Source organism: Prevotella jejuni (genome assembly GCF_900187995.1).
Lineage (GTDB): Bacteria > Bacteroidota > Bacteroidia > Bacteroidales > Bacteroidaceae > Prevotella > Prevotella jejuni.
Genome location: NZ_FZNZ01000015.1, coordinates 61,833 through 75,482, shown reverse-complemented (window position 1 = coordinate 75,482; position 13,650 = coordinate 61,833). Strand labels below are relative to the sequence as shown.

General features: G+C 38.7%; 14 protein-coding genes and 1 pseudogene. 10 read left to right on the top strand and 5 right to left on the bottom strand.

What is annotated here, in order from left to right; genetic code table 11:
- Positions 1 to 415 precede the first annotated feature (415 nt).
- Both CHB62_RS07325 and CHB62_RS07320 read right to left on the bottom strand, forming a co-directional pair.
- Positions 416 to 1,153 (bottom strand): toxin-antitoxin system protein, encoded by a 738-nt coding sequence (locus tag CHB62_RS07325; protein ID WP_089366309.1) that lies wholly within the window; start codon positions 1,151 to 1,153, stop codon positions 416 to 418.
- A gap of 17 nt (positions 1,154 to 1,170) precedes the next feature.
- A complete protein-coding gene (locus tag CHB62_RS07320) occupies positions 1,171 to 1,458 on the bottom strand; it encodes a hypothetical protein (RefSeq protein WP_240616296.1) in 288 nt (95 codons plus the stop codon).
- Between the two features lie 62 nt (positions 1,459 to 1,520).
- Between CHB62_RS07320 and CHB62_RS07315 the strand changes: the two are divergent.
- From CHB62_RS07315 to CHB62_RS07270, 10 genes and pseudogenes are all read left to right on the top strand, one after another.
- Positions 1,521 to 1,877: pseudogene (locus CHB62_RS07315) on the top strand (tyrosine-type recombinase/integrase); the annotation flags it as partial.
- Between the two features lie 490 nt (positions 1,878 to 2,367).
- On the top strand, positions 2,368 to 2,610 hold the full coding sequence (locus CHB62_RS07310) for a hypothetical protein (RefSeq protein ID WP_089366308.1): 243 nt from the start codon (positions 2,368 to 2,370) through the stop codon (positions 2,608 to 2,610).
- A gap of 87 nt (positions 2,611 to 2,697) precedes the next feature.
- The gene (locus CHB62_RS07305; protein ID WP_089366307.1) at positions 2,698 to 3,159 is read left to right on the top strand and encodes a penicillin-binding transpeptidase domain-containing protein; all 462 of its coding nucleotides are present in this window, start codon (positions 2,698 to 2,700) and stop codon (positions 3,157 to 3,159) included.
- A 2-nt stretch (positions 3,160 to 3,161) separates the two neighbouring features.
- A complete protein-coding gene (locus tag CHB62_RS07300) occupies positions 3,162 to 3,590 on the top strand; it encodes a hypothetical protein (RefSeq protein ID WP_089366306.1) in 429 nt (142 codons plus the stop codon).
- Positions 3,565 to 4,509: a leucine-rich repeat protein gene (locus tag CHB62_RS07295; RefSeq protein WP_141240410.1), complete on the top strand. Its 945-nt coding sequence runs from the start codon at positions 3,565 to 3,567 to the stop codon at positions 4,507 to 4,509. Before CHB62_RS07300 ends, CHB62_RS07295 begins: the two co-directional genes overlap by 26 nt.
- A gap of 8 nt (positions 4,510 to 4,517) precedes the next feature.
- The gene (locus tag CHB62_RS07290; RefSeq protein WP_089366304.1) at positions 4,518 to 5,639 is read left to right on the top strand and encodes a leucine-rich repeat protein; all 1,122 of its coding nucleotides are present in this window, start codon (positions 4,518 to 4,520) and stop codon (positions 5,637 to 5,639) included.
- A 128-nt stretch (positions 5,640 to 5,767) separates the two neighbouring features.
- On the top strand, positions 5,768 to 5,983 hold the full coding sequence (locus CHB62_RS07285) for a hypothetical protein (protein WP_089366303.1): 216 nt from the start codon (positions 5,768 to 5,770) through the stop codon (positions 5,981 to 5,983).
- Positions 5,983 to 6,273, top strand: a complete 291-nt coding sequence (locus CHB62_RS07280; RefSeq protein ID WP_089366302.1) for a type II toxin-antitoxin system YafQ family toxin — start codon at positions 5,983 to 5,985, stop codon at positions 6,271 to 6,273. Before CHB62_RS07285 ends, CHB62_RS07280 begins: the two co-directional genes overlap by 1 nt.
- A 72-nt stretch (positions 6,274 to 6,345) precedes the next feature.
- Positions 6,346 to 7,185: a GLPGLI family protein gene (locus CHB62_RS07275; protein ID WP_089366301.1), complete on the top strand. Its 840-nt coding sequence runs from the start codon at positions 6,346 to 6,348 to the stop codon at positions 7,183 to 7,185.
- Positions 7,186 to 7,238: 53 nt separating this feature from the next.
- Positions 7,239 to 9,794, top strand: coding sequence for a TonB-dependent receptor (locus CHB62_RS07270; RefSeq protein WP_089366300.1), 2,556 nt, complete (start codon positions 7,239 to 7,241; stop codon positions 9,792 to 9,794).
- A 442-nt stretch (positions 9,795 to 10,236) separates the two neighbouring features.
- On the opposite strand, the gene CHB62_RS07265 is transcribed toward CHB62_RS07270, so the two are convergent.
- The 3 genes from CHB62_RS07265 to CHB62_RS07255 all read right to left on the bottom strand — a co-directional run bounded on the left by CHB62_RS07265 (position 10,237) and on the right by CHB62_RS07255 (position 13,639).
- Complete coding sequence (locus CHB62_RS07265; RefSeq protein ID WP_089366299.1) at positions 10,237 to 10,656, bottom strand: nucleoside 2-deoxyribosyltransferase; 420 nt, start codon at positions 10,654 to 10,656, stop codon at positions 10,237 to 10,239.
- A gap of 281 nt (positions 10,657 to 10,937) precedes the next feature.
- Positions 10,938 to 11,417 carry an HlyD family secretion protein gene (locus CHB62_RS07260; RefSeq protein ID WP_089366298.1) on the bottom strand — a complete coding sequence of 160 codons (480 nt, stop codon included), beginning with the start codon at positions 11,415 to 11,417 and terminating at the stop codon, positions 10,938 to 10,940.
- Positions 11,418 to 11,434: 17 nt separating this feature from the next.
- Positions 11,435 to 13,639, bottom strand: coding sequence for a peptidase domain-containing ABC transporter (locus tag CHB62_RS07255; RefSeq protein ID WP_089366297.1), 2,205 nt, complete (start codon positions 13,637 to 13,639; stop codon positions 11,435 to 11,437).
- Positions 13,640 to 13,650 lie beyond the last annotated feature (11 nt).

Sequence of the window (13,650 nt, the reverse complement as noted above, 5' to 3'; positions counted from 1 at the left end):
AGGAGCATTACACTATTACGCTCACAGCATAAGAGAATAACAGACCTATATCTAACAATACTTTTATTTTAAGTTTGCTGTCATTTTAACATTTAGACAGAAACCCTTGTAAACTAATCTGTTACATCTTCATTCAGAGTGACAGGAGTGACAGGAAATTTATTATTAGAATCGTGTCCCGCCTTTGACAAATTTAAGGGGACGGAAAATTCTCTCTAAATTTAATCTGTAATGAGTTTTATTGTGCGGATAAGGCAAAGAGATAAACCAACTCAAAAAGTTGAGCACTTTCTCTTTCATACCCATATCGATAAAGTCACCGCAATGGACAAGAATATCGGCTGCAGACATATCCGATTATCAGTTGATACTGATGATGTATATCTGAGAATTGAAGGATTTTCATATCAGAGAACTATGAATTATCATTATCCCGCATAGGGTCCTCATCAAAACCTACAATATACTCTGTATGATGGTGACCACATTTAGGAGTAATTTGCCATTTGACTTCTACATTCTCTGGAAGTTGTTCAAAGAAAGAAGCTAACACCTTCATATCCTCCCTTAGCATATTTTCTTCTAAGCTTTGCAATTGTAACCCAAGCATTATAGTTCTAATATTATCACTATGTGATATGGGAGATATTGGGTAAATAGCCTGAGCTAACGACGGAGCTGTTCCAGAAGTAATATAAGTTGCCAAACGAGCACACGTCCTAAAATCATTAAAGTCCATACTTATGATTCCCTTCGTTTCCATGAAATTATGGAAAAACATCAAAAAGTGAAGAATATTATCTTGCAAAGTATAATAGTGTGAGGTAAAAATATTGTAGAATTTCCACCTGCCCTTGAAAACTATATACCGCGAAGTAGGATGTAGGTCTAAAACAAAAATGCTACCAACTAAACTATTATACTGTTTAATAAAAGCGTCTATTTCAGACATATATACTTCTGCATTGTCAGTAAAGACAAAAACAGCAAGGCATTCTAAAGGGCGTAAGTCAACTATATTATAAGTAACTATATCCTTATAAGGCTGCTGTAGACTGCTCAGACACTCTGTAGCTTTATCACCAAAACAATGATAAGCAACAAATTGTGGATATGATTCCCCAAAATCCAGGAGTTGATTCAATTCTTCCATTTATTTTTTTCTAAATCTTAATCTTTGAAACAATCTTCTATTTCTCTAATCTTATTCTTTATCCACTTTAACACTTCTTCTTTTCCAATTGCTGGATATTGAGCTATATCATGCCAGTTGTTACCTTCGTTATCGGAAATCCAACTCCAACCATAAGGATAATTTTGGGTTGGTTCACGTGTAAAGCAATCTAATTTAGGTTGCAACGGAATAGTCTTGTCCTCCGAAGCAACCGCAATCCACACTTCTTTCCAATAGGCTTCGTCTGTTTTAATAACGATAAAATGATTTTTTTTGCTATTCAAACTTTTCCATAAAGCTCCATTGTCATCTTGACGTTGTTTAAATCCAAGGCCTATTTAAGAGCAAGTTCAACATAGAACTACAATTGCATATTAAAGACTGTTACGAGCATATCAATCTTCTTGGCATTGCAGCTCCTGTCCTTGTTAGTCAGAAAGGTACGGTTTTCACCGTGCAACGTATCAACGTAATACTCAAAGAACTCAAACAGAGGTACAGACTGAAAATAAAACATTTCAGCTGCCATAGTTTGAGAAAGACATTTGGAAGACAAGTTTATAACATGAATAGTGACAATGCAGAACTGGCACTGATCAAGCTAATGGAGCTTTTCAATCATTCATCTGTAGCTATTACCAAACGGTATCTTGAATTACGTAAGGAAGAAATCTTGGAAACCTACGACTGTCTTACATTCTAATCAATGACATTTTTCAGAGAATAGTTCTTTTATACACCCCATACTAAAAATGTCATCACATGCTGAATAACAAACAAAAAAACACCCTTAAAATAGAAAAATCATTCTGTTATACAAACTTTTTGCAGGAAAGAAACATTTAATAAGAAAATTTATCTATCTTTGCAGTGGATTTCCAGTACATCTGTGTGCAGATGTGCGTTACAAAGAGTTCTACTTTTTAAAAGAGCGTTTGCTTTAATTATCCTTCCTCTGAAACGTGGAAAATTTCAATACTGCAAGGATGATGACAGCAAGGCTCACGCTTGGGATTATTGTACCCTTACCAATGGGGATAATTTACCTCAATGCGTGGGCTATTGTTGATTATCTGAAGTAGGTACTTTCCACGACCACAGAGGGGATAACAGCAATAGTTCCCACGCTTTTTCCATTTACCTAAATAGTAACCGCTTATTTCTGGGAAACAGTGAGCAATAAACTTTTTCTTATGAATAAGATAGGTTTCCAAATTGGTAGTACAGGAAAAGAAATTGAATTTTCTGTAGAATGGGAGTTGCCTAAAGACAAAATTAAAGCAGAAACAGCTATCGCATTGAGTATTCAGCAGTTCTTAAGTAATACTAACAAATGTAAACCTACAAACATTTACTTTAAGGATAAAGATGGTAATATTATTGCTGATAGAATGGAATTAGATAAATATATGAGCTTAAATTATAATGAAAAATAAGTTCATAAGAAATATAATATTGGTCACACTATTAGGTATTACTTATAGTAAGCTATGGTCAAAATTTCAATTCTACATTAGAGCCAAATTTACAACAATGATGATATTTCCTTTGCCAAGTTTGTAAATGGAAAGAATCAGCAGATAACCCCTTTACAGATATTCACCTTTTATAATGCCATAGCCAATAATGGTAAGATGGTAAAGCCCACTTTTCATAAGAGGGATACCACCATTATAAAAGAACAGCTAGCGAGTAAAGAAAACATTGCCATCATTCAGCAACTACTTGTGCAGAAAGTAAAAAATGGTCTTGCTCATCAAGCATACTCTAATAAAGTGAGCATCGCTGGTGAACAAGGAGCTGTCGCAACAAAAGACGATAGAGATAACACAGTTTACTGCTTACAGTTCTGTGGCTATTATCCATCAGACAATCCACAATACAGCATCATCGTTTCTTTGAATAAGAAAGGATTACCTGTAAGTGGTGGAATGGCTGGAGAAATAGTAAAACATATAGTAGAGTTTATATCTATAACAAAATAATTATGCGATACAATAACCTAGAAAGTCAGCTAAAAACATTAGCTAAATTTGTCTTTATTTACGAATCTCATATTAAACATATGTCAAAAGAAGCTGATTTTAAAGAAATAAGTACTAATGCTCTTAATTCTTTCAAAAAAAGTATGCAGAAAAATATGAAGTATGCTAATGATGAAGAAATTAGAAATGAGAAAACATCTAATAGACAAACCTTACTCTTTACAAAGAGCAAAGTCCAAATTTTAGATTTTTGTAGGCATCTAAGGAATTCTTTCTGCCATGGAATAATCTCAAAAGATGGATGTAAATTAAATATACCAGACAGAAACAGAGGAAAAGAAACCTCTAAAGGATTTCTTGATTACGACAATGTAATTGTCTTTATCAAACACATCATCAAGGATTTTGAAGAAAAGAACGCAACGCATTGACTATAATTATAAAATAATAATGATAAAGCATGTCTCTTATAAAATCCAGAACGCCATACAGATAGAACTCTTTGGTGCAAAGAAATCCATCAAAATTGCTGTTGCATGGTTTACAAATGAATTGCTATTCCACCCTTTGGTCTTAAAGCTCCAAACAGGTGTGAGTGTAGAAATCATATTGAATGACGACAATATAAATAAAGGGGGAGAATCTTCTCTCGACTTCACTTCTTTCTTAGAAGCAGGTGGCATTCTTAGATGGAATACTTCGAAGCAATTACTGCATGAGAAATTTTGTATTATAGATGATAGAGTAGTGATTTCGGGTTCATATAACTGGACAAATAAAGCAGAATACAATGACGAAGTAGAAACTTTTTACTTCGATGAACAAGAAACATGTGACTTCTTCTATTCACAATTTCAAAAATTACAACAAAAGTATGAGGTAACGGAAGGAAAATGTCCAACACAAGTAGCCAAGATAGAAGCAATAGAAGAAACAACAACCAACGAACTTATTCCTGAAGAGCCGAAATACTTTATTGATAAATATGGAGTCGTTTACAGTGAGAATAAAGAAATCCTATTAAAAGGTGCAGATATAGATGCCTATTCTATTATAGAGGGAACTAGAGAAATAGCAGATGAGGCCTTTGCACATTGTAATACAATAAAATATATAGTTATGCCAGAGTCTCTATACAAAATTGGGAAACGAGCATTTTTCTATTGTGAGCGTCTAGAAGATATATATTTCCCGTCTCGTATATCTATCGAAGACGAAGCTTTCCGAGGTTGTTGCAGTTTATATTATTTAGAACTTGGTTCGATATCAAATATTGGTGATTATTGTTTCAGTGACTGTAGCCAGTTAGAGGAGGTGGTAATCAAGGATTTTGGACCACTTGAATTTTAATAAAATTTATGCAAATAGCGAAAATAACTTATTATAAAGGAAAAGGAATCTTTGAGGGTTGTGTAAAGCTAAAGGTTGTTGATATAGGAAACTTCTCCGTGGTTCCAGATTCAACGTTTAAAGACTGTAAAGCTTTAGAAGAAGTAAAACAACCTGTTGGTAACATTTATAATGAAGCATTCTTTGGCTGTATATCTCTCAAAAGAATAATACTTTCTCAAAATTGCCAACATATAGGAATGAGCGCATTTGAGAATTGTTGTAATCTTGAAGTTCTTAAAAAAACAGAAACAGAACAACATAATTTGGGAGAGATTTTGGATCGGTATGAATATTTAGGTAAGATGCGTGAATGCCGACGAAGGGAAATAGCAAAAGGAAAAATGCAAACTGCAAGCTATCTCTTAGAAGTGTGTAGAGTTACTCTTTTCCGTTATGATACCATCCTAAAAACAAAAAGAGAAACTTATTCGTTTGTATATCAGGTAGAAATTCATCCAAAAGCATTCAAAGGCTGTTCAAAATTGAAAAATTTTTGTGGAGATGAAGTTTTTGTAACGGGGGAAGAGACCTTTGCAAACTGCTCGAGTCTATATGCTGTCTTTCTGAGTTTAACTGTATCCAATCATATTTATAGTGACATTTCTTTAGAACTATTACAAACTTTTGAAAATTGTGAGGCTTTATATTACTGTGATATATCAACTCATAAGAACTTAATATATGATTCTGACAGAGTCCCAATATATTTTACTACAGCTTCAAGATGTGAATGCATAGGATATAGACCAAAAAAGGAACCTATGGAATTTACAAGTAATACTGGAATAATTAAACAGATAACACTTAAACAAACATTTAAAAATTGTCATCAAGTTGTTTTCATTAATCTAAGTTTAGGGAGAGTAGAAGGGATTATTATTCATAACGAGACTTTTTCTAAATGTAAGAATCTTGTTTATATTAATACTCGTCGTAAACCAATCAATAGAATTGAAGATAATGCGTTCTTCAATTGCAATTCTTTAAAACTTTTTTGGGATGTTTCTGGGACAGAATTTAGTAAACATGCGTTATTAGGAAGTAATCTAAAGACTTTATATGGTTCGCGCATACTAATTTCACAATAATCATCATAACAAAGACTTGCGTTATTCTTATTTGAGCAATCATTTGCTGCTTTTCCTTTTATTCTCTTGCAACTCTCAAAAGAAAAGACTATATTTGCAATATAAACAAAAATATAGGAGGATATGTAATGAATACAGATAGTACACTGACAGACACCTATTCCTTGGAAATACCCAGGGCTGATACATCGCTATTGAAGTCGCTCGTAAAGCGTATGGGGTGGACGATACATAAAACCACAACTAAGCACACCGCTTACGAACAGGCACTTAATGACAAGGAACAAGGGCGCATCAACGAGTATGCTAATGCAGACGAATTGTTTTCCAAATTGGGCATCTGATGGCATATAAGCTCTTGACAACACACCAGTTTGAGAAAGACCTCAAACGATGTAAGAAGCGTGGGCTGCCAATGGATAAGCTCAAAGAGGTTATCAACGAATTGGTTACTAACGGTAGAGTTCCTGCCCAATTCAGACCTCACTTGTTACATGGTAATAGGGATGGGCAATGGGAATGCCATATACAACCTGACTGGTTGCTTATATGGGAGCAGAATAATACAGAGTTGACCTTACTCATGATGAGTACAGGAACGCACACTGATTTATTTGGCAAGACGAAACGATAAGACCAAGTGATAAATCATTTCGTACTATTGTACTCACTTTTTGCTTTACCTATAACTATAAATAAATCAACTATGAAATTGAAGATTAATCTACTACTCATTGCGATAATCTTGTCGGTATCTGCAAATGCACAGGAGAAGACGGAATTAGATGTTTTTAAGCATACAGCAATTGACACGACGCAGCTGATTGTTTCTTATGACCTAACCGTTAAATATGACCTATCAGGACAGAATAATCCTGATTTTGAAAAGGTATATACTTACATCGGACGTAAGGTTTGCCAGAGTTTTGTGGAGAGCGAACATAATGCCGACCTAAGAATGGCTAAAGCCTTTCTACGTAATGGAAAGCGTGGCTCAAGAGCATCTATGAAACTCGTCGCTAATGTTGGTGAAACCTATATTGGCTATCCAAAGGGAAAGACAACAGTAATTTACAATATGGACGGAGCTGGCTCTTACCTTTATCAAGAGGCTACTCCGAAGATGCAATGGAAACTTACAACCGAGCATAAAACGCTTTTAGACTACGATTGTACAGCTGCAACCTGTTCTTATCGTGGAAGAAATTATAAGGTATGGTTCACTACCAAGATTCCGCTTTCCTATGGTCCGTGGAAGTTTACAGGACTGCCGGGATTAGTTATGGAGGCTGAAACCAAAGAGGGAGATTATCACTGGACGGTTACAGGCATCGAAAAACCTAAGACAGCAACGCCTATCTATTTCCTTGACAGGAACTATGTAAAGACTTCTCGTGAGAACACCCGAAAGCAAGAGAGACTATTGCTGAAAGATCCTGCAGGCTACCTTGAGAGTTATGGCTACAACTTCACGACAACTAACTTCAATGGACAAGTTGTGAAACTAACGCTCTTTACATTCGACAATCCTTTGGAACGAGAATGATAAGACACCTACTTATCTTACTATCGTTTATCGGCTTATTGTCTATAAACAGTATGGCTCAGAATAGTCAGGGAGACTCTCTGACTATTACTGGGCGTGTGGTTGATAATAAACATCAACCTATGGAGGGTTGTATCCTAACTATAATACAAGAGAAGGACTCTTCCATTCTTGCCAGTAGTGTGACCAATGAAGACGGCAGATACGCTATCAGCTATCCACGAACAAATGATAACCTTCTTTTAAGCCTGACAGGATTCAATATTAAACGGCAGGTGAAGCGGATAACGCCAACGAGTCAGACCGTTAACTTCACCACCACCTACGAGAGTATCACACTGAAAGAAGTGGAGATAAAGGCAAGAAAGCTATGGGGAAGTAGGGACACACTGAACTACTTGGTCTCTGCTTATATGAAAGGACAGGACAGAACCATCGGTGATATTCTCAAACAGCTGCCAGGTATCACGTTAGAAGGTGGCATGGTGAAGTATCAAGGTGTACCTATCAACCATTTCTACATTGAGAACATGGATATGTTTGCGGGTAAATATAGCATCGCCACGAATGGTATTAAGGCTGAGGATGTCAGTACGGTACAGGTGATGGAAAACCATGAACACATCAAGGCATTGCAGGATCAGATACCACCTGAATCGGCAGCTATCAACTTGAAGCTAAAGAAGAAAGCAAAGGGTAGATGGCTAAAGACCATAGACTTAGGGGTAGGCTTCGATTCTAACGGTTTACTGAGAGATGTCAATGCTGCCCTTATGTACTTTGCACAAAGACAACAGCACGTTTTCTATTACGAAACAGATAATACCGGTTCAAGTGTCAACTGGCTTAAGTCATACTATGGAGAGCATAATATTAGACCCTCCAACCTTACTTCTATTATCTTGCCAGGCTCTTCTCCTGTCGGTAAGAGCCTGCGTAACAACCAACATAACATCTGTTTCAGCAATCTCAACAAACTGAGTGAGACGGCGGAAATAAAGTATAACATAACTTACAGGCACGATATCCAACGGCAAAGTAGCTATTCACAAACCACTTATCTGCTCCCTGATGCAACTACTCGTATGATATCAGAAGATATATCAGCCCGTAACACAACGAATGCGACCACAGTGCAGTTGCATTTTGAGGATAATGGCAATAAGACTTATCTTAAGAACACACTTGACTTAGCTGGGAATTGGAGCGATGACAACGGACGGGTTGTATCTAACAAGGCCAGTTTTCTGCAGCATGCTTTTAATAGGAACTTAGGACTGAACAATCATACAGAATGGATCCAACGTACAACCAATGGCGGAGGTTTCTATCTAAAGACAACCAATTTTGTACAGACAAACCCACAAGCACTCGCCATTGAAGGGGATATGCAGGCAAGACAAGATGTGAGACTCTCAAACATGGGAAGTTACAACAGCCTTACTTTGATAAGAAACATCCGAAAACACAACTGGACTATTGCTCCTTCTGCAGAGTTTGATATTGAATATGTGGGACTGAAAAGTCTATTAAACGATACAGCTGTGACGATGGCGACGAGCGGTGATATGGCCTACTTGCAGATGAAAAGCAACTTGGGAGCCAACCTACAATATGTCAGAAACACGTTCCGCCTATCGTTCAATCTGCCTTTATCACTTAACTACACAAAGGTGGATAACGAACCAATAGCTAACGAGACGACGAAAGGAAAGCGCATGACCCTGCTCTTCTCGCCTTCTTTTACAATGCTTTGGAAAGCTACGGACAATTGGACGCTTTCTGCAGGAGGGAGTTATGGAATGTATCCTACGAACTGGAGAAACCTAATGACTGCTTATCTGATGAGCAACTATAGAACATTGAACCGCTACAAAGTGAACCTATCCGAAAACAAATCGGCTACTATACATGGGAAGATACACTACAAGGATATCCCTCATCAGTTCTTTGCCTATCTCTCTGGGGCAGTTAGTCGCTCATGGAGTGACATCCTCTATGGTACGACAATAGACCAGAATGCACATACACTATTGCAAGCTGAATATGCTCCTAACCATAGTAACAACTACTCAATAACAATAAGCACAAGAAAGGAAATCGCTTGGCACGATACGAGTATTGGCACAACAGCTGAATACTCTACTAACACAAGTAAGATACTACGCCAGTCTGTCATCACCAACTATCACTTTAATAGCTTCTTTATTTCTGCTAACCTTACCTTTAACCTTATCAAGTATATCCGATTGACAGATAACTACAGGTGGACTATCTCCCAATCAAAGGCAGGTAACTACATAAATACTATTCGCAACGTCAGCAATGAGACGTCTCTTGACATGACTTTCCTCCCTGATAGACTACTGTTGAATACGACCTTACAATACACACATAACAGTGGTTTTACCGATAGAAAGGACTATACCTTTATGACCCTTAGCATCACCTTCAAGCCAAGTAAGAAGGTGCAATTCGTTCTTAACTTCGATAACATCCTCAATACAGACACCTTTGTCTATCGTTCTAATAGCAACCTCACCGAAGGCTACACCCTCTACCAGCTCCGTCCAAGATGCGTGATGCTTACTACTCACTTTGCTTTATGATATATGATGCAAGCGTGCCTATCCCTTTCTTGACAAGAATAGGAGAATACTGTCAACCTCGAATATTGTTTTTTGGAACTTCCGAAATATAGAGTGATAATCTAAAACTCTTACATAATAAGGCACACAGAGGCACGGAGTGGAAGGAGAAGAGCGCTATGTCAGGGAGGTGCCAATGGCACAAAGAGCGACAGAGGTGTAGCATACAGATTCTTGACATCATTTGAGATAAATGCTTTGGGCATAGAATCTCAAATAAAACTGGCAAATAACCTCCGTTGCTCTACGCACCGACGGTGCCTCTGTGACTACCATTACTTTGTATGTAATAATCCTCCGTCTTCTCCTTTTCTCTGTGTGACGTTTCTTATAAGTCCTAAACTCAGGTGGTCCTTATCACTCCAAATCCCCGAAGATATTGATTTCTCTCTATTAAACCGCCCTACTTATTTCCTAAGATATTATCCAGAACAGGATATATCTCTGCTTCTCTCTCGTATGGATAAAGCTTGAAGCGGGTGTTGCCATTCAACATTGCAGAGACATTAGCTTTGCTTTTATCATAGAAGATGTGCACTGGGATATTACGAGCCTCAGCGTAAGCCAGTTCATAACCGACGCCATGAGAGGGGTTCGTACAGTCTGCTATCAACACATCAGACGTCCTAATCCACTCTGTATCACGCTCATATATATGTACATCATCCTCTTTTGTACGTGTCTTCAAGTTTAGGCTTTCTAAACCGATGTGCTCCGTAAATACTATATCGGTCATGTTGATATAGTCTATCATCCGCTTATACACTGCAGCATCCTCTCTACCACCGCGGATAGAACCTGCGAAATAAACCGTCTTCTTCATTCTGTAACACTTTCTTTGGTAACTAATCAACGAAAATGAAGAGAAATCGAAGCTGACATAAACAAACTGATAATGAGGAATGAACGGAACGATTTGCGTAGAAATACTCTTTTCAAAAAGGGCAGAATTCACCGATTATATCTTACTACATTACTACAATAGGAGTTAAAGCGGTGAAAGAAAAAGGATTAACGTGTAGTAAAATACCCGAAACAATGGTACTACGCAGTAACTACATCTGCCCTTCTTCTTTCACCGCTTGATTACGATTAAAAAGGAAATTATATGCTGTTTGTTATTCTCTGGACAATCCTCTGAAGCACGCTTTCATTGCTTACAAGTATAGATGCGGTGCCTGTCATTCCGCTGATAATTTTATACCTGCAATCCGTTATCTTTACTTGTGCTGTGAACACGCTGCCTTCTGCCGTTTGTCGGGGTGTATGCGATGTAGTTGTTATTACACCATTGGCAACTCCGTAGGTTTCTGTATCGTAGCCCTCAACTTCGATGTTCGCTGTCATTCCTCTTGCTATCGTATTCACATATTTATAAGGAATGTCTATTGTGCCTTGGTGGGCATTTGTCATCTGTACCTTTGCGCTGATGGTTTCGGGATAAGGTATAAAATATGCACCTACTAACAGTACTAATAACACAATGGTGATGATTGTGATACCATAACGGACAATCCTTGACGGTATCTCGCCAATGATGTGCCTTACTTTCTCGCTGCGAAGTTCTATCTTGTTGTCTGCCATAATATTCCTTTCTGCTGTTAGTTGCCTAATTCTAACTGATTTTTCACGAGGTTATAGTATGCACCCCGCTTTGCCGTGAGTTCCTCGTGGTTGCCGATCTCGACCACCTTGCCTTTATCCAGTACCACTATCTGGTCGGCATTCTTCACCGTACTTAGTCGGTGTGCCACTATAACTACCGTCTTACCTTTATAGAACTCGTCCAGATGTTCCACAATCATACGTTCGTTGTTGGCATCGAGCGAGTTGGTAGCTTCGTCAAGGAAAATATAGTTGGGGTTCTTATAGACGGCTCTCGCTATCAATATACGCTGTTTCTGTCCTTGGCTCAAGCCAACGCCATCACGACCTATCTTAGTATTATACTTTAATGGCAGCCCCATCACATAATCGTGAATACAAGCTATCTCTGCAGCTGTCTGCAATCGCTGTTTGTCTATCTCCTTATCGTCTACGGCTATATTGCGAGCTATCGATTCAGAGAATATCACGCCGTCCTGCATAACCACGCCACATTGTCTGCGCCACCACTTCTTATTGAGCGTGTTTACATCTGTTCCACCAATATTGATTTGTCCACCCAGCACAGGATAATAGCCCAGCATAAGTTTGATGAGCGTGGTTTTTCCGCTACCCGACGCTCCGACAATGGCTGTTACCTTGCCTTTGGGGATAGTGAGGCTTACATTATCTATGATAGTTTTCAGTGCATGTGGGTCGTATTTAAAGTTTATGTTTTCCATGTCTATACCCTTAGTTTCGTCAGTTACTGAAGTTTCCAATCCTTGTTTTCCGTTCTCATCGTCCATACGGTGGATTTCGTTGATACGTTCAAGGCTTATCTTTACATCTTGTACGGAGTAGAAGAAACTCATCAGCTGTTCCACAGGCGAGTTGAGCTGTCCGATAATGTATTGCACGGCAAGCATCATACCCAGTGTGAGTTGTCCGTGAATAACAGCAGTTGCTGCCACTACGGTGATTACGATATTCTTCAGTTCGTTGATGAATATACTGCCAGCCTCCTGTGTTTGTTGGAGCTTTAGCGATTTCATCTGTACGTTGAATAAATCAGCCTGCACGTCCTCCCATTCCCAGCGTCTGCGCTGTTCACAGTCTTGCAGTTTTATCTCCTGCATAGAGGTGATAAATTCATAGGTTTTATTGTTGTTGATAGCTTGTTGCTCGAAGAGTTCATAATCGAGAACCTTTCTGCGCCTGAGGAAGAGCGCAAGCCAACCGCCATAAAGCAGGCTGCCGAGCATGAAAATGGCAAAGATAAGCCAATTATAGGATAGCAGTACGATGCTGAATACCACAAAGGTAAAGAGCGAGAACACAATACTGAGCGTTTGCTGTGTCAGGAACGTGTTTACCCTACTGTGGTCGCCCATACGCTGCATAAGGTCGCCCATCAGCTTTGTATCAAAGAACGACATGGGCAACTTTAAAAGCTTAATGAAGAAATCACTCACCAACGAAATGTTTATACGCAATGAGATATGGAGCAACAGCCAACGGCGGATAAAATCGATGGCAGTTCTACTTATGGTAAGCATCAGCTGTCCAAGGAGTATCAGCCATATAAAGCCGATGTTCTGGTTTTTGATGCCCACATCCACGATAGATTGTGTGAGGAAAGGCAGAATGAGTTGCAGCAGGCTGCCAACGAGCAAGCCTAAAACAATTTGACCGAAGTACTTGCGATATTGCTTAATGTAACCAAAGAGGAACTGGAAAGACCTTGGGCTGCCGTCCTCTTCCTCATTGTCCACCTTATGCGAGTAGAACTCCAGTGTGGGCACGAGAAACATCGCTATACCTTTCTCTTCTCCTTGAGAAGCAGTGCTTACCCAGTGTTTCCCGAACTCCTCAAGATTATATTTCACGAGTCCCTTGCCAGGGTCAGCCACATAAAAGATACGCCCTTTCCTCACCTTGTAGAGCACGACAAAGTGATTCTGATTCCAATGGAGGACGCAAGGAAGAGTAGCCTTGCTCAGAGTATCAAAATCGGTTCTTGCACACATTGTGCGTAGTCCGAGCTTATTTGCAGCTTCATTGACACCCAGCATCGAAACTCCCTCTGATGTCGCAACACAAAGTTTTGACAATGTACGCAATGAGACTTCCCTGCCAAAATGTTTACATACCATTTGCAAGCAGGTGATGCCGCACATCATACTGTCCGACTGAATTATACACTTGAAGCTATCTTTCATGCTAAAGCCTT